Genomic DNA, 16869 nt, shown 5'->3' on the forward strand with positions numbered 1-16869 from the left:
TGAATCACTTTTTATATAGAATTTAGCTAAGATATAAAATCGTGAACTTGTTCCTTAGCAAATTAACTTATAACCAAAACCACGAACATTAATAATTTGTACAGTTTTATCAAGGTTTAGTTTTTTACGTAATTTGGTAATAAAAACATCCATACTTCTGCCGCTAAAGAAATCGTCGTTTCCCCAAAGTTTCGTTAGAATAAGTGATCGGTCTAAAACTTGGTTTCTGTTTTTTGCTAAATGAAATAATAAGTGAGCTTCGCGATGGGTTAACTGTTTCTGCTCGTCTTGTTTATATTGAAGCATTTGTTTTGGAAAATCGAAAGTGTAATCTGAAATTGTAATAATTTCTGAAGTTTTTTGCGTTTCTGTTCTCTGCAAAAGGTTATGAATCCTTACAATAAGCTCTTCTATACTAAAAGGTTTTTTTAAATAATCGTTACCACCAATGTGAAACCCTTCTACAACATCTTGTGTTTGCGATTTAGCAGTTAAAAATATTATAGGGATGCTTTCGTCTGTTTCTCTAATTTCTTTAGCAAGTGTAAAACCATCTTTTTTTGGCATCATAACATCGAGTACCAATAGTTTTGGATTCTGCTCTTGATATGTTTTTAGAGCGATCTCACCATTTTCACACAATAGAACTTTAAAGTTTCTGGTTTCGAGACTTTCTTGAATTATTTGTCCTAAAGCAGGTTCGTCTTCGGCTAAAAGTATAGTTATTTTATCGCTCATTTGGAATCGTGATTTTAAAAGTAGTACCATTACTTATAGATACACTAATGTTTCCGTTGTGTTTCTCTATAATTTTTTTAGTGTAATATAATCCAATACCAAAGCCTTTTACATCGTGAGTGTTTCCTTTTGGAACACGATAAAATTTATCGAAAATTTGTGCTGCTTCTTGCTTTGTGAGCGTTTTCCCGTTATCGGAAATTAGTATTTCAGTAGTTTTATTTTTCTTATTAATCGAAATCGAAATGTCATCACCTCCATATTTAATAGCATTATCCACAATGTTATTAATGGCGTTTTCAAAATGAAAGACATCAATGTAAATTCGTGTTTCTGCCGCGGAAGTGTTGAAAGTTAACGTTTTGCTATTGGTTTGCATTTGATGCTTTTCTACTAAAAGAGAAACTAAAGCAACTAAGTCGATAGTGTCTCTATTTAAATCTAAATTACCGCTGTCTAATGTTGCTGTTTCTAAGAGCTTTTCAACCATTGTGTTAAGTTTACCTAATTGAGAGCTCGAAAGGTTTAAATACTTTTTAGTTTTCTCCTTGTCATCAATAATATTAAAATCTTTTATGCTTTCTAATGCAACACCTATGGTAGCGATTGGCGTTTTAAATTCGTGTGTAATATTGTTTATAAGGTCGTTTTTAACTTCGGCTATTTTTTTTGTTGGTTTATTATTTTTAGCAGATAAAATAAACAAGAAATTACGGCTAAAACCAGTAAAGTTGAAATTAAAATACCTCCAAGAATACGCTTTAAAATGAACTTCGTATCGTTTTTAAAATGGACTTTTAATTGGCTATGCTGAGGTAAAAAAGTAGATTTCGAAGTAGTTAATAAGACCATGTTTTTTTCAGGTAATGCGTTAAAAGACTGAATGTTCTTTTCTGGGCGTTTAAATGTTAAGCTATAATTTACTACTAATGCTTTTCTAATTAGCTCTACTTTTAATAGTGAGTCTATGTCTCGAAGTTTAATAGAATCGTTATTAATTGAGATAATTACTTTTGAGGCTAAAGATTTAAAGTTTTTAAGCTTAGAACTGTCTTTAAGTTCATTCCGGAGATTGTTGCTTTTTGTATCGTTAATGTTGAATTCATGATTATGCTCATTCAAAGATTTTAAAAGGGAATCACTATTTGAGCCATGTATTATTGTAACACCTTGATTGCTTTTAGCTCGCATGGAGTCAGTATTTTTAAAGCTATTAATATCAATTTCTTTAATTAGCGTTTTAAATTCGGCGTCAACTTTAAAAAAATCACTTTGACTGAGATCATCAATTATAAAATTTAAAGTGGTTTTTTTTGCTAAATTCTCATAGTATGTATTAACAGCATTGTCTAAACTTACTTGTACATCGTTGACCAATTGTTGCTTATTGGTTTGATAATTTTTATAGTTCCAATACACTTGTATCGCAATCGTACTGATCACAATCAATATAATAAAGTATAAAATAGACCTAAGTTTATTTGTGTTCATATGTCAAAAGTAGTAGTAATATGTATATAAAACCAATCGCTTAACACTAGTTAACACTTGTTAATGCTTGTTAACTATAAATACTCGTAAACAGTTTCATATTTGTACTGTAGTTAAAAAGGACTATTCACTTAAAATATAAATATGATACGATTAACATTATTACTTACCTTATTAATAACAGGTACTTTATTTGCACAAGATTTTCAAGGTGTTGCCACTTATAAATCACACAGGAAAATGGATTTTGAAATGGATGGTATAGATAAGAATTCTGCGATGCACAAAGAAATTCAAGCTCAGATGGCTAAACAGTTTCAAAAGGAGTATACTTTAGTGTTTACCAAATCTGAATCTTTATATAAAGAAATGGAAAGCTTGTCTGCTCCAGCAGCTGGTGGTTCTAATTTTTCATTTCAGATGATTGGAGGAGGAGGAGGTAACGACAAACGGTATAATAACATAAAAGAAAAACGCTACACAAATGCAACCGAAATTATGGGTAAGGAATTTTTAGTAAAAGATTCTTTACAAAGTAAAGCGTGGGTAATTACAGATGAGACCAAGAAAATTGGAAATTATACGTGTAGAAAGGCAGTTTTTAAAGATACAATTAAAACACAAGCCATTGGGGAATTTGGTAATATGGAAACCATAGAAAAAGAAAGAGAAACTATCGCTTGGTTTACATTGCAGATTCCAGTAAGCCATGGGCCTGCTAATCATTTTGGGTTACCTGGTTTAATATTAGAGATAAATGATGGAGATTTAACTTTAGTTTGTTCTAAAATTGTGATTAACCCAGAAGATAAAGTTGAAATTAAAGAACCAAAGAATGGAAAAGTGGTCAAATCTAAAAAGTTTGAAGAAATTAGGAAAAAAAAGAATGAAGAAATGATGGATAAGCATAGAGGAAGAGGGAATAAGAATCAAATGATAACTATTGGAAGGTAATTTTTTTGTGAAATATTTAACATATTAATGTTAAACATTTCTTCATTTAGTTAGTCTTACAGTTATTAACTGTAGTTTTACAAAAAATTTAAGAGAAATTATTATGAAATTAAAAGCACTATTAATCTGTATTACTTTAAGTCTAACATCTTTAACCTTTGCACAAGACGATTTTCAAGGTGTAGCTACTTATATGTCTAAAACAACCGTTGATATGGATGGTTGGGGAGGAAAAGAAATGAGTCCTGAGCGTAAAAAAAAGATGATGGATAGAATGAAAAGTATGTTTGAAAAAACATATATTTTAACATTCAACAAGTCAGAATCTATGTATAAGGAAGATGCACAACTTGATGCTCCTGGTTCTGGAGGAGGTATGATGAGAAGTATGGGAATGAGTGGTGGTACACAATATAAAAACCTTAAAGAGGGCGTTTTACTTGAAGACAAAGACTTTATGGGTAAACAATTTCTTATAAATGATAACCTAGAAATGTTAGAATGGAAAATGACAGGTGAAACCAAGCAGATTGGTAAATACATGTGCATGAAAGCTGTTGCAATGAAAACCGTAGATAAAACGGATTGGACTAAAATGCGAAGAAGAGGAAAAGACAAGGATAAAAAGGAAGAAGAAGCCAAAACAAAAAAAGAAGAAGCAAAAGGAGATAGAACAGTTAGTGCATTTGGAGAAGGCGAAGCTAAAGAAGGGGAAGTTGAAAAAGCAGGAAAATCTAAAGAAGGAGAAATGGCTAAAAGTTCTTCTGAAGTAGCATCAACAGATAAAAAAACGAACACTATTACAATTTCCGATGAAATTGAAATGCCAAAAGAAGAAGAAGTTGTCGCTTGGTATACTATGCAAATTGCAGTAAATAATGGTCCTGCAGATTTTTGGGGATTACCAGGTTTAATTTTAGAGATCAATTCTGGTAGAACAACTATCTTATGTTCGAAAATAGTAATGAATCCATCTGAAAAACAAGACATTAAAAAGCCAACAAAAGGAGATACAGTAACAAGGGCAGAATACACAGAAATTGTTACTAAGAAAATGGAAGAAATGAGAGAAATGTATGGTGGAAGAAATCGTGGAGGACGCGGTAGAAAATAGCCCATATTTATAAAATAAAAACACAATCAATCACACTTTTATTAAACATGCATGTTAATAATTTTGTCAACTAAGACAATGATTAATAACTAACAACAGCTTATCGTTTAAAAAAACACTATAAAAAACACACATGAAACATATTTTTACCCTGCTACTTTTAATAGTAGCAAGTACAACTTTTGCCCAAGTTAAATTTGAAGGTGTCGTAAAAGACACAGAAGGAGCGCCTTTAGAGTTTGCTAATGTTATTGCAATAAATCAAGAATCTAAAGTATTAGAATCTTATGCTGTAACAAACGAAACAGGACGTTATAAGCTTAGTTTAGGTAAGAATACAAGCTATAAAATACAAGTGAGTTACATAGGGTATACCACTAACGAAATGGTTATTACTACTAAAGAACAGGTAATAAATCAAGATTTTAGTTTGGTAATAGACAACACGCTTGATGAAGTCGAGTTGGTTTACGAAATGCCTGTAACTATTAGTGGAGATACAATTACCTATAATGCCGATTCTTTTAAAAGCGGAACAGAACGTAAACTAGGCGATATTTTAAAAAAATTACCTGGAGTAGAAGTTAATGCAGATGGCCAAATTGAAGTAGAAGGAAAAGCAGTGGGTAAAGTAATGGTCGATGGAAAAGATTTTTTCGATGGCGATACTAAACTTGCGACACAAAATATTCCAGCAAATGCCATTGATAAAGTTCAAGTTCTAAAAAACTATTCTAACAATAGTCAATTAAGCGGTGTAACTAACAATCAAGATAACATAGCTATTAATATAAAACTTAAAGAAGGAAAGAAAAATTTCTGGTTTGGTACACTTACAGGTGGCGTTGGTGATTCTCCAGATGGAGAGTTATATTTAGCACAACCGAAATTGTTTTATTACAGTCCTAAAAAAAGCATCAACTTTATTGGAGATATAAATAACATAGGTGAACTAGCATTATCGAGACGAGACATCCGTAATTTTGGTGGTGGTTTTCAGCAACCGAGCCAACAAAGCGGAACCAATATAAACTTAGGGACTAACGACTTAGGTTTTAGACAACTACAAAACAATCAAGCTAAAGATATAAACACAAAATTTGGAGCTGCTAACTTTAGTTATGCACCAAAAAGCACTCTAGATTTTGCAGGTTTTGCCATTTTCGCAAGTAGTAGAATCGAGTTACAAGAGAACAGTTCAGTATTATATACAGATAGTGATCTTGGTATTCCTGATGAAACCACCCAAAGTAATACCAAACAAAAAAGTGACTTAGGTTTGTTGAAATTTAGTGCAAAGTATAAGCCAAATGCGAGTAATCAATTAGATTATGATATTATTGGTCGCATGTCTAAAGATTCTCAAATAAATGGGACATTGTCTAATGTTGTTGGACCTGTAAATCAACTGGAAGATGCTAATCCATATAGAATAAATCAAAATTTTAATTATTACTATACACTAGACGAGACTAATATTTTTGCATTATCTATTCAACATTTATTACAAGATGAAGATCCTTTTTATAATGCATTGTTAGAAAACGATCCAACTAGTGATGATGATCCTTATGATGATACTGCAGACGGTCTTGGTTTAGACAGAACACAACTTAACTATAATATTAATCAAGAAAAATTTGTAAAAACAAACCAGTTAGATGCAAAACTAGACTATTGGAATATTCTAAATAAAAAGAGTGATATAAACTTTACATTGGGTACAATATATAGTAATCAACAATTCGATTCTAATATATTTCAGACATTAGATGATGGTAGTGAGTTAGATACCGATTCAAGTATTCCTGGAATATCAGATGTTAATGATGTAAGATACACGTTTAGCGATGTTTATTTAGGGTTACATTATCGTTATAAAACAGGTAAATTTACTATAAGTCCGGGTGTATCTGGTCATGCTTACAGTGTAACAAACGACCAATTAAATATTGAAACTAAAGACAACTTCTTTAGATTATTACCAGATTTAAATGTGAGAGTGCAATTAAAAACGTCTGAAAACTTAAACTTTTCTTACCGTATGCAAACGCAATTTACAGATGTTAATCAATTTGCAAGAGGTGTAGTTTTAAATAATTACAATTCAACATTTGTAGGTAATCCAGGCTTAGAGAATTCATTATCTCACAACTTGAACTTGAGATATTTTAGTTTTAATATGTTTAATTATACAAATGTTTTTGCGTTTTTAAATTATAGTAAAAATATTGATAATATAAGAACACAATCTGTTTTTCAACCAGGTTCTGTTATTAGAACTAGTACACCTTTTAATTCTGGATTAGCAGATGAAACGTTTACAGCAAGCGGTCGTTTTCAAAGACGTTTTGGAAAGTTGCAAGCGAGTATAAGAGGTAGCTTTAATTATTCTAAATTTAACCAATTCATTAATGATCGATTATCTGTAAACGAAAATTTCTCTCAAACATATACACCAACTTTACGTTCTAATTTTAGAGACGCACCTAATTTCGAGTTAAGTTACAGGTATAGCGTTAGTAAAAATAATCAAGGTGATAGAAGTACCGATATTTTAACCAATAGCCCATCTGTAGAGTTTGATGCATTAATCTTTAAAAAGTTTACTTTTAAAACAGATTATGGTTACACAAGACAAACGGTTGGAGACAATACCAACAGCTTTGGACTTTTAAACGCCAATTTAATTTACAGAAAAGAAAACGATAGTAAATGGGAGTACGAAATAAAAGCAACAAACATATTAGATGTAGACTCAAATCTAACCAATAATGTTGGTGGATTCTCAGTAAGTACTAGTGAGTACTTTATACAACCAAGATTTTTAACGTTTAGAGCTATCTATAATTTATAATTGGGCGTTACCAAAACATGCTAAAAAGCATGATTCGGCCAGGCTCTCGGCAGTCGCTCTCTTCGAGGAGCTTCAACAATGCCTCCATCCTTAACGTAAACAAAAAAGCGAGCATAAAGCTCGCTTTTTTTATACTTTAAAGTATACGTCTTCAAAAGGAACTCTAAATCTTGTGCCATAAATACCTTCAGGTTTTCTAATACCGCAACTAATAATCATATTTATTTCTGCGCCTTTTGGTAATCCTAATATTTTTTTTACTCTCAAGGTATCACTGCCTTCCATTGGGCAAGTGTCGTAATTAATTTCAGACATGCTAAGCATGAAATTCTCAGCAGCTAATCCAGCGCTTTTGTGGGCAACAATTCTCATATCGCTAGTCCTAGCTTGTCTGTAAATAGGCTTGAAAAGTCCAATAATTTGAAAAGCCCAATATTTTAGATACCCCAAAAGACCAAAAAAATCAATATAAATAGTTGGTATTATTTTGTTGTAATAATCCGTTGCCATTTTTTTGCGTTTGTGCTCTCTTTCTGTTAAATCAGGCTTGTTATAAACGCTATTTAAAAAACTAATATTTGCTTTAGCACGCTGTCTCCATAAATCTTTTCTTGTAACTATAACGACGAGTTGTTTTGCTGTTTTTGCAGCATTTTGGTTAAAACAAGCTTTTGATAATTTGTTTAGTATGTCTTTATCGGTAACATGATAAAACTCCCATAGTTGTAAATTACTACTTGTAGGCGCCAAAGAGGCATTGTAAAGACACTGTTTTACTTTTTTAGTATCAATTTCCGTGTCTTGGTATACTCTAGTTGAGCGTCTATATTCAATTGCTTCTGTAACGGTTTTCTTCATGCCTAAATATAGATTAAAAATTAATACATTTATAATAACCAACACGACGTTCCTGATGTTGGACCTCAGGATAGAATTTTTCGTATTATATAAAAATAAAAAAGTCTATACTCTCGTATAGACTTTTAGATTAAAATGTGGGGAGAGCAGGATTCGAACCTGCGAAGACGTAGTCAGCAGATTTACAGTCTGCCCTCGTTGGCCGCTTGAGTATCTCCCCAATAATCGATTGCAAATATATTATTTAAATGATACTTTTAAACAGTTTAGCGCAAAAAAAAGCCTCTTTTTTCAGAGGCTTTAGTATCTGTTTTAGTATCAGTTTATTACAGTTTAAATTCAGCTTTTACCTTATCAATATAATCTAGTTTTTCCCAAGTAAATAGTTCAACATCCATAGTAATGTCTCCACCATTAGGTCGAGAGAACGTTTTAGTGACCGTTTCGTTTACTCTTCCCATATGTCCATAAGCAGCAGTTTCGCTGTACATTGGATTACGCAATTTTAAACGCGCTTCTATAGCAGCCGGTCTCATATCAAATATCTTAGAAACTTTCTCTGCTATTTCCCCGTCTGTCATGTTAAATGGGCAAGTACCATAAGTGTCAACAAAAATCCCCATAGGTTCTACAACACCAATCGCGTAAGAAACCTGAACGAGTAGTTCATCGCAAACACCAGCAGCAACTAAATTTTTAGCGATATGTCTTGTCGCATAAGCAGCGCTTCTATCTACTTTACTAGGATCTTTTCCTGAAAAAGCACCACCACCATGAGCTCCTTTTCCACCATATGTATCAACAATAATCTTACGTCCGGTTAATCCTGTGTCTCCATGTGGTCCACCAATAACAAATTTCCCTGTCGGATTAATATGATATTTTATTTTGTCATTAAACAATGCTTGGATTGATTCTGGTTGTTTTGCAATAACTCTTGGTATTAATATGTCAACAATATCTTTTCTGATTTTAGCTAGCATAACTTCATCATTACTATCAAAATCGTCATGTTGTGTAGAAACAACAATAGAGTCAATACGTTGTGGTACGTTGTCATCACTATACTCAATTGTTACCTGACTTTTAGAATCTGGTCTTATGTAGGTAATGTCTTTGTTCTCGCGACGTAACTCTGCTAATTCAATTAGAATTATATGAGATAAATCTAAAGCCAAAGGCATATAGTTTTCAGTTTCACGGGTTGCGTAACCAAACATCATGCCTTGATCTCCAGCACCTTGTTCTTCTTTTGTGTCACGATCTACACCACGATTAATATCGTCACTCTGTTCGTGAATAGCGCTAAAAACGCCACAAGAATTACCATCAAACATATATTCGCTTTTTGTATAGCCAATTTTGTTTATAGTATCTCTTGCAATTTTCTGTACATCTAAATAGGTGTTAGATTTTACTTCACCTGCAAGTACAACTTGACCGGTAGTAACAAGCGTTTCGCAAGCGACCTTAGATTCGCTGTCGAAAGCTAAAAAATTATCAATTAATGCGTCACTAATTTGATCTGCAACTTTGTCTGGATGTCCTTCAGAAACACTTTCTGATGTAAATAAGTATGCCATAATTTTATTTTATAATATTTATGGATTTGACGAGAGCGTCGAAGGAAGTTTACACTGCCTTTAGCATTTTTTAATGAGGTTGCAATCAGTCAAATCCGTCCTCGAAATTAATATTAGCAAAAATATAAAAATAATGTGGAAAGAAATTTGTTTTTACGTTTTTTGTGAAAATTTTGTTTTGTAACACGAAGTAATTAGATTTTTTTTCTAAAAAGTTCTTATATTATAAAGTATTAATGAAAATTAATCTAAATTATTAGGTTGTGTAAAATATTTTTCACAATATTTGCATTCACAAAGTTCAAAACTTTATTTAAATGTTATCAAGAAAGGTGGAGGGATTAGACCCTTTGAAGCCTTAGCAACCCTTAGATTTACTAAGAAGGTGCTAATTTCTACCTGAAATCGCGAGTCATTTTTCGCAAATTCGGATAGATAACCAAACGTAATCACCCATCTGTGATTGCTGTTTTTCTTATAACATTTTTCTATTAGATGCTTTTTAGCACAATTATTAATTAGAGCTTTTTTACCTGTTCCTTTAGAGAGGTCAAAACTGTTTTTTAACAGTTTTGGGAGAGGCTCAAAAAACTTAGAAAAATGAGTGCACAAAAATTTGCAACCCAAGCGCTGCACGCCGGGCACGACACAACAAAAACAGGAGGAACCAGAGCGGTTCCTATTTATCAATCTACAGCATATGTTTTCGACGATTCAGACGATGCGGCTGGTAGATTTAATCTTTCCGTTCCCGGATTTATTTATACACGACTAAATAATCCAACAAACGACATTTTAGAGCAACGTATTGCAGCGCTCGAAGGCGGTGTTGGCGCAGTAGCAACTGCTTCAGGTACAGCAGCAATTTCTACAACATTATTAACCTTATTAAAAGCAGGAGATCATATTGTGGCATCAAGTAGTCTGTACGGTGGGACTTATAATTTATTAAGTGTGACTTTGCCAAGACATGGAATTACAACAACATTTGTAGATCCTTCAAATCCAGAAAATTTTAGTAAAGCAGCACAGCAAAATACACGAACTATTTTTGTTGAATCTCTAGGTAACCCAAAACTAGATGTTTTAGATTTAGAGGCTATTTCTAGGGAAGCTAAAGCAAAAAAAATCCCATTAATTGTAGATAATACAGTAGCTACACCATATTTGTTAAATCCTATTGCGCATGGCGCAAATATTGTTATTCATTCATTAACCAAATATATTAACGGTAATGGAACCTCTCTAGGAGGTATTATTGTAGATGCCGGAACATTTGATTGGACAAACGGAAAATTTCCAGAATTTACAGAGCCTTCCGATGGTTACCATGGTTTAGTCTATAGTGAAGTTATTGGAGCAGCCGCATTTATTGCAAAAATTAGAATTGAAGGATTAAGAGATTATGGTGCTGCATTAAGTCCGTTTAATGCTTTTCAAATCATACAGGGATTAGAAACATTAGAATTACGAATTCTTAAACATAGTAAAAATGCATTAGAATTAGCGAGATGGTTACAAGAACAACCAGAAGTGACTTGGGTAAATTATCCCGGTTTACGAACTAGTAAATATCATAATCTGGCTCAAAGATACTTGCCGAAAGGACAAAGTGGTATTGTTACTTTTGGGGTTGTAGGTGGTTACGAGTCTGCAAAAGCGATAGCAGATACAACAAAACTATTCTCACTGTTAGCGAATATTGGAGATACAAAATCGTTAATTATTCATCCAGCAAGCACAACACATCAGCAATTAAGTGACGCTGCGCAAGAAACTACAGGTGTTACAAAAGACTTGATTAGATTATCCGTCGGCATTGAGCATATTGACGATTTAAAATCGGATTTAAAAGAAGCGCTTACACTAGTTAATAAAACGGTTCTAGCTTAAAAAAATTTAATTTTAATTATTTAATAGAAATAGCTTCACATTCTATTTGTTATTTAAAATGTGAAGCCTATTTCAAATTCAAAAAACATGAGTGATTTAAAATTTACAGTCACAGGGAAAAGTACTTCTGCTACACAATTTATAGGAGAAGCAAGGCAATTTAAATTAATAGTTGATGAGCCGGAAGCTTTAAATGGGACCGACGAGGATGCTAATCCCGTAGAATATATTCTTGCAGGCTTTGCTGGCTGTGTTAATGTTGTTGGCCATTTAGTAGCAAAAGAGCTAGGCTTTAAAATAGATAAATTAAATATAGAGGTTTCAGGATATATTAATCCAAACAAATTTTTAGGTGCTTCAAATAACGAAAGAGCAGGTTTTAAAAGCATAGAATTGAATCTGGTGCCGGAGACTGAAGCGAGTATAGAAATATTAGTTAAATGGTTGGAAATTGTTGAAGCGCGTTGTCCAGTGAGAGATAATTTATCTAATAAAACACCAATAAAAATCTCAGTAGAAAAAGAATACAATCTTAAATAGAAAATGAAAGGTTTACAATACATAAACATACCAGATTTTATAAACCAAAAAGGTGAAACCGTTAATATAAAATTGTCATACCAATTATTTGGACTCGCCTTACATACTGCACCAATTATATTGGTGAACCATGCTTTAACAGGGAATTCTATGGTGACAGGAGATCAAGGTTGGTGGAACAATTTAATAGGAGATAATAAATGTATTGATACATTGAATTATACTGTTTTGGCTTTTAATATCCCAGGAAATGGGTTTGATAATTTAAAGGAAAACCAAATCTTTAATTACAAAGATTTTACTGCTCGTAATATTGCCGAAATTTTTTTGGAAGGACTTAAAAATTTAAAAATAGAGACTCTTTTTGCTGTAATTGGCGGTTCTGTTGGTGGCGGAATAGCTTGGGAATTGGCAGTGTTAAGACCAGATTTAATTCAACATTTAATTACGATTGCAACAGATTGGAAAGTAACAGATTGGCTCATTGCAAATTGTCATATTCAAGATGCAATTTTAAATAATTCTAGTGCGCCTTTATCAGATGCTAGAATGCATGCGATGACGTTGTACAGAACACCAGAATCTTTAACTCATAAGTTTAAAAGTAGTGAGAATTACGATGCGTCACATAATGTAGAAAATTGGTTGAATCACCATGGCAAAACCTTAAATGAACGTTTCAGTGTGTCTGCCTATAAACTAATGAATCAAATACTAAGAACTATAGATATTACTAGAGACCGTTCTTCTTTTAAAGAAGTTGCTTGTGAGATTAGTGCAACAATTCATATTATAACAATAAATAGTGATTTGTTTTTTAAACCTGAAGAAAACTGGGAAACCTATATCGACTTGAAATCGGTAAAACCAAATGTAACTATTGGAGAAATAAAATCTATTCATGGCCACGATGCTTTTTTAATTGAATTTGAACAACTTTCAAAATTATTAAAACCAATTTTTGAAGTCAAAACTATCGATAAACAAACCGAATATAACAGTAGACTTAAAAAGTGTATATGAATACAATAAACGAAGCCATTCAAAAAAGAATTTTAGTTTTAGATGGAGCTATGGGAACCATGTTACAACGCTATAAATTTACGGAAGCCGATTTTCGTGGTGAACGTTTTAATAACTATCCATCACCTTTGCAAGGTAATAACGATTTGTTATCCCTAACCCAGCCGAAAGCAATTGCAGATATTCATAGAAAATATTTTGAAGCTGGGGCAGATATAGTTGAGACCAATACCTTTTCAGGCACTACAATCGCGATGGCAGATTACGGTATGGAAGACTTGGTTTACGAGTTAAATTATGAATCGGCTAAAATAGCAAAACAAGTTGCAGACGAGTTTACAAAGCAAAATCCGGATAGGCCGCGCTTTGTAGCCGGAAGTATTGGTCCAACCAATAGAACGGCAAGTTTATCTCCAGATGTTAATAGACCAGAGTATCGCGCGATAACTTTCAAAGAATTAAGAATAGCATATAAGCAACAAGTAGAGGCTTTATTAGATGGTGGAGTAGATGTTTTGTTAGTAGAAACGATATTCGATACGTTAAACGCAAAAGCAGCACTATTCGCTATTGAAGAAGTAAAAGAAGAACGCAATATTACTATTCCAATTATGGTGTCTGGTACCATTACAGATGCCTCTGGTCGCACATTATCTGGACAAACAGTAGAAGCTTTTCTTGCTTCAGTTTCACACATTCCTTTACTAAGTGTTGGTTTTAATTGTGCTTTAGGAGCAGAACAATTACAACCTTATTTAAAACGCTTAGCACATGAAACAGAATTTTATACGTCTGCACATCCAAATGCTGGATTACCAAATGCGTTTGGGGAATACGAAGAATCTGCAGAAGAAATGCAAGGTTATATCGAGTCGTATTTAAAAGACAATTTAATAAATATTATAGGTGGTTGTTGTGGTACAAACCCAGATCACATTAAAGCCATTGCAGAAGTAGCTGCAAAATACAAACCACGCCAAATTCCTGTGCAGGCAGGAACCTCATAAATACGAGTTCTATGTCTAAAGAAAATAAATATTTAACCTTATCAGGTCTAGAACCTTTAATAGTCACTCCAGAAACAAATTTCATTAATATTGGAGAACGTACTAACGTTACAGGCTCACGTAAGTTTTTGCGTCTAATAAAAGAAGAGAAATTTGAGGAAGCATTAGAAGTTGCCAGACACCAAGTAGAAGGTGGCGCGCAAATTATAGATGTTAATATGGACGAAGGCATGTTAGATGGTTTAGAAGCTATGACTATCTTTTTAAACCTTATTGCATCAGAGCCAGACATTGCGCGTGTGCCATTAATGATTGATAGTTCTAAGTGGGAAATTATAGAAGCTGGTTTACAAGTTGCTCAAGGAAAATGTATTGTAAATTCTATCAGTTTAAAAGAAGGCGAAACCGAATTTAAACGACAAGCGAAATTAGTAAAACGTTATGGAGCAGCAGTAGTTGTTATGGCTTTTGATGAGGTTGGGCAGGCAGATAACTACCAAAAAAGAATAGATATTTGCAAACGCTCGTATGATATTTTGGTTAATGACGTTGGTTTTGCACCTCAAGATATTATTTTCGATCCTAATATTTTTCCGGTAGCAACAGGAATGGACGAGCATAGAAAAAACGCATTAGATTTCTTTAATGCAACGAAATGGATTCGAGAAAATTTACCCTATGCAAATGTCTCTGGAGGTGTAAGTAATGTGTCTTTTAGTTTTCGAGGTAATAATACGGTTCGAGAAGCTATGCACTCTTCGTTTTTATATCATGCCATAAAAAATGGAATGAATTTAGGTATCGTTAACCCAGCACTTTTAGAAATTTACGATGAAATTAATCCAGACTTATTAAAATGTGTTGAAGATGTATTATTCGATAAAAGGGATGATGCAACAGATCGTTTACTAGAGTACGCAGAAACTGTAAAAGATAATAAAAAGGAGCAAATAGAAACCGTTCAAGAATGGCGTAGTGAGCCATTGCAAAGTAGAATAACACATGCTTTAGTAAAAGGGATTGATGCGTTTATTTTGGAGGATGTTGAGGAAGCAAGACTAGCAGCTTCAAGACCAATAGAAGTCATTGAGATTAACTTAATGATTGGTATGAACGTGGTTGGTGATCTTTTTGGTAGCGGAAAAATGTTTTTACCACAAGTGGTGAAATCTGCTAGAGTAATGAAAAAAGCTGTAGCGTATTTACAACCATTTATTGAAGCCGAAAAAGATGGGAAACAAGCGTTTTCTGGTAAAATTTTAATGGCAACAGTAAAAGGAGATGTGCACGATATTGGTAAAAATATTGTGAGTGTAGTTTTGGGTTGTAATAATTATGAAATTATCGATTTAGGTGTTATGGTTCCGCCAGAAAAAATAATTGAAATCGCAAAAAAAGAACAGGTAGATATTATTGGATTGAGTGGTTTAATAACACCATCATTAGACGAAATGGTTTATGTTTCTAAAGAAATGGAGAAGCAGAATTTTAAAATCCCATTAATTATTGGTGGCGCAACAACATCAAAAGCACATACCTCTGTTAAAATTGCTCCACATTATAATGATACTGTTGTGCATATTAATGATGCCTCTAGAGCAGTAACTGTCGTCGGTAATTTACTTAAAAAGGATAGTCAGGTTTTTAAAGGTGAGATAAGAGCAGAATACAACAAATTTCGTGAGCAGTTTTTAAACCGAACAAAGCAAAAAGAATTCAGAACACTTGAGGATGCAAGAGCTCGTAAATTTCAAATAGATTGGACGACTTCAGAGATTGTAAAGCCAAGGCAATTAGGCATTCAAGCCATTCAAGATTTTGATATCACAAAGTTAGAGTCGTTTATAGATTGGTCTCCATTTTTTAGAAGTTGGGATTTACATGGGAAATATCCAGAGATTCTAAAAGATAAAATAGTAGGTGAACAAGCCACAGAATTATTTGCAGATGCTAAAGAATTACTCAAAAAAGTAATCGACCAAAAATTATTAAAAGCAAAAGCAATCTTTGGGATATTTCCAGCAAATACTATAAATCATGATGATATTGAGGTTTCTTCTGTCAGGCTGAGTGCAGTAGAAGATAATGAAGAAACGTATAAATTTTTAACTCTACGTCAACAACTAAAAAAACGAGACGGTATTCCAAATCACGCATTAGCAGATTTTATAGCACCAAAAGAAACTGGGATTCAAGATTATATTGGGGCTTTTTGTGTGTCTACAGGTTTTGGAACTGCTGCTTTAGCAAAACAATTTGAAGCAGATAACGACGATTATAATTCTATTATGATTAAAGCATTAGCCGATAGATTAGCTGAAGCTTTTGCAGAATATTTACATAAAGAAGTTAGAACAAAGCATTGGGCTTATGCTGCAAGTGAAACGTTAACCAATCAAGATTTAATAAAAGAAGAATATAAAGGTATTCGTCCGGCACCAGGATATCCTGCGTGTCCAGATCATTTAGAGAAAATCACGATTTGGAAGCTTTTAGATGTTGAAAAAGAAATAGGAGTAACGCTAACAGAAAGTTTGGCTATGTGGCCAGCAGCTAGTGTAAGTGGTTATTATTTTGGAAATAAAGAAGCAAGGTATTTTGGACTTGGTAAAATAAAAGAAGACCAATTATTGGATTACGCCAAGCGCAGACGGATTAATAAAGAAGAAGCTGAGAAATGGTTGAGCCCAAACTTGGTAAGTTCGTTAGGTTTCAATACTTAGACCTTAAAGGATTTTGTTCGAGTAAGCTGCGTTAGGGATTGAGGCTTTGTTGAAGCACCTCGCAGAGTGCGACTGCTGAAAGCCCGAC

At 33.2% G+C, this 16869-nt stretch carries 13 protein-coding genes, 1 tRNA gene and 1 riboswitch; of the genes, 8 read left to right on the plus strand and 6 right to left on the minus strand.

Features of this window, described 5'->3' with window-relative positions; genetic code table 11:
* Nucleotides 1–54: 54 nt before the first annotated feature.
* From RH82_RS13070 to RH82_RS18875, 3 genes are read right to left on the minus strand one after another with little or no spacing between them, the layout of a single operon-like run.
* Nucleotides 55–738, minus strand: a complete 684-nt coding sequence (locus RH82_RS13070) for a response regulator transcription factor (protein ID WP_034061375.1) — start codon at nt 736–738, stop codon at nt 55–57.
* Complete coding sequence (locus RH82_RS18870) at nt 728–1444, minus strand: sensor histidine kinase (RefSeq protein WP_241148064.1); 717 nt, start codon at nt 1442–1444, stop codon at nt 728–730. The genes RH82_RS13070 and RH82_RS18870 overlap by 11 nt, the downstream gene beginning before the upstream one ends.
* Complete coding sequence (locus tag RH82_RS18875) at nt 1399–2229, minus strand: hypothetical protein (RefSeq protein ID WP_241148065.1); 831 nt, start codon at nt 2227–2229, stop codon at nt 1399–1401. The genes RH82_RS18870 and RH82_RS18875 overlap by 46 nt, the downstream gene beginning before the upstream one ends.
* A gap of 144 nt (nt 2230–2373) precedes the next feature.
* Here RH82_RS18875 and RH82_RS13080 point away from each other — a divergent pair, with 144 nt between their 5' ends.
* From RH82_RS13080 to RH82_RS13090, 3 genes are all read left to right on the plus strand, one after another.
* On the plus strand, nt 2374–3183 hold the full coding sequence (locus RH82_RS13080; protein ID WP_034061376.1) for a GLPGLI family protein: 810 nt from the start codon (nt 2374–2376) through the stop codon (nt 3181–3183).
* 103 nt (nt 3184–3286) lie between these two features.
* Nucleotides 3287–4297 carry a GLPGLI family protein gene (locus RH82_RS13085; protein ID WP_034061377.1) on the plus strand — a complete coding sequence of 337 codons (1011 nt, stop codon included), beginning with the start codon at nt 3287–3289 and terminating at the stop codon, nt 4295–4297.
* A 133-nt stretch (nt 4298–4430) separates the two neighbouring features.
* Nucleotides 4431–7154, plus strand: a complete 2724-nt coding sequence (locus RH82_RS13090) for a TonB-dependent receptor (RefSeq protein WP_034061378.1) — start codon at nt 4431–4433, stop codon at nt 7152–7154.
* Between the two features lie 129 nt (nt 7155–7283).
* On the opposite strand, the gene RH82_RS13095 is transcribed toward RH82_RS13090, so the two are convergent.
* The 3 genes from RH82_RS13095 to metK all read right to left on the minus strand — a co-directional run bounded on the left by RH82_RS13095 (nt 7284) and on the right by metK (nt 9595).
* Nucleotides 7284–8012 (minus strand): nitroreductase family protein, encoded by a 729-nt coding sequence (locus tag RH82_RS13095; RefSeq protein WP_034061379.1) that lies wholly within the window; start codon nt 8010–8012, stop codon nt 7284–7286.
* Nucleotides 8013–8150: 138 nt separating this feature from the next.
* Nucleotides 8151–8232, minus strand: a tRNA-Tyr gene (locus tag RH82_RS13100).
* A 106-nt stretch (nt 8233–8338) separates the two neighbouring features.
* Nucleotides 8339–9595 (minus strand): methionine adenosyltransferase, encoded by a 1257-nt coding sequence (gene metK / locus RH82_RS13105; protein WP_034061381.1) that lies wholly within the window; start codon nt 9593–9595, stop codon nt 8339–8341.
* A gap of 317 nt (nt 9596–9912) precedes the next feature.
* Nucleotides 9913–10037: riboswitch (SAM riboswitch) on the plus strand.
* A gap of 158 nt (nt 10038–10195) precedes the next feature.
* On the opposite strand from metK, the gene RH82_RS13115 reads away from it, so the two are divergent.
* The 5 genes from RH82_RS13115 (at nt 10196) to metH (ending at nt 16781) form a co-directional block, all read left to right on the plus strand.
* On the plus strand, nt 10196–11488 hold the full coding sequence (locus RH82_RS13115) for an O-acetylhomoserine aminocarboxypropyltransferase/cysteine synthase family protein (RefSeq protein WP_034061384.1): 1293 nt from the start codon (nt 10196–10198) through the stop codon (nt 11486–11488).
* Nucleotides 11489–11575: 87 nt separating this feature from the next.
* Nucleotides 11576–12028 carry an OsmC family protein gene (locus tag RH82_RS13120; RefSeq protein ID WP_034061385.1) on the plus strand — a complete coding sequence of 151 codons (453 nt, stop codon included), beginning with the start codon at nt 11576–11578 and terminating at the stop codon, nt 12026–12028.
* A gap of 3 nt (nt 12029–12031) precedes the next feature.
* Nucleotides 12032–13051 carry an alpha/beta fold hydrolase gene (locus tag RH82_RS13125; protein ID WP_034061386.1) on the plus strand — a complete coding sequence of 340 codons (1020 nt, stop codon included), beginning with the start codon at nt 12032–12034 and terminating at the stop codon, nt 13049–13051.
* The gene (locus RH82_RS13130) at nt 13048–14058 is read left to right on the plus strand and encodes a homocysteine S-methyltransferase family protein (RefSeq protein WP_034061387.1); all 1011 of its coding nucleotides are present in this window, start codon (nt 13048–13050) and stop codon (nt 14056–14058) included. The genes RH82_RS13125 and RH82_RS13130 overlap by 4 nt, the downstream gene beginning before the upstream one ends.
* Before the next feature lie 11 nt (nt 14059–14069).
* Nucleotides 14070–16781, plus strand: coding sequence for a methionine synthase (gene metH / locus RH82_RS13135; RefSeq protein WP_034061388.1), 2712 nt, complete (start codon nt 14070–14072; stop codon nt 16779–16781).
* Nucleotides 16782–16869: the final 88 nt, after the last annotated feature.

It is taken from the genome of Lacinutrix jangbogonensis (genome assembly GCF_000797445.1).
In the GTDB taxonomy this organism is placed as follows: domain Bacteria; phylum Bacteroidota; class Bacteroidia; order Flavobacteriales; family Flavobacteriaceae; genus Lacinutrix; species Lacinutrix jangbogonensis.

Excerpts from the sequence above, each read along its gene's own strand:
- RH82_RS13070 (WP_034061375.1), bottom strand. The coding sequence starts at position 738 with ATGAGCGATAAAATAACTATACTTTTAGCCGAAGACGAACCTGCTTTA.
- RH82_RS18875 (WP_241148065.1), bottom strand. The coding sequence starts at position 2,229 with ATGAACACAAATAAACTTAGGTCTATTTTATACTTTATTATATTGATT.
- RH82_RS13080 (WP_034061376.1), top strand. The coding sequence starts at position 2,374 with ATGATACGATTAACATTATTACTTACCTTATTAATAACAGGTACTTTA.
- RH82_RS13085 (WP_034061377.1), top strand. The coding sequence starts at position 3,287 with ATGAAATTAAAAGCACTATTAATCTGTATTACTTTAAGTCTAACATCT.
- RH82_RS13090 (WP_034061378.1), top strand. The coding sequence starts at position 4,431 with ATGAAACATATTTTTACCCTGCTACTTTTAATAGTAGCAAGTACAACT.
- RH82_RS13095 (WP_034061379.1), bottom strand. The coding sequence starts at position 8,012 with ATGAAGAAAACCGTTACAGAAGCAATTGAATATAGACGCTCAACTAGA.
- metK (WP_034061381.1), bottom strand. The coding sequence starts at position 9,595 with ATGGCATACTTATTTACATCAGAAAGTGTTTCTGAAGGACATCCAGAC.
- RH82_RS13115 (WP_034061384.1), top strand. The coding sequence starts at position 10,196 with ATGAGTGCACAAAAATTTGCAACCCAAGCGCTGCACGCCGGGCACGAC.
- RH82_RS13120 (WP_034061385.1), top strand. The coding sequence starts at position 11,576 with ATGAGTGATTTAAAATTTACAGTCACAGGGAAAAGTACTTCTGCTACA.
- RH82_RS13125 (WP_034061386.1), top strand. The coding sequence starts at position 12,032 with ATGAAAGGTTTACAATACATAAACATACCAGATTTTATAAACCAAAAA.
- RH82_RS13130 (WP_034061387.1), top strand. The coding sequence starts at position 13,048 with ATGAATACAATAAACGAAGCCATTCAAAAAAGAATTTTAGTTTTAGAT.
- metH (WP_034061388.1), top strand. The coding sequence starts at position 14,070 with ATGTCTAAAGAAAATAAATATTTAACCTTATCAGGTCTAGAACCTTTA.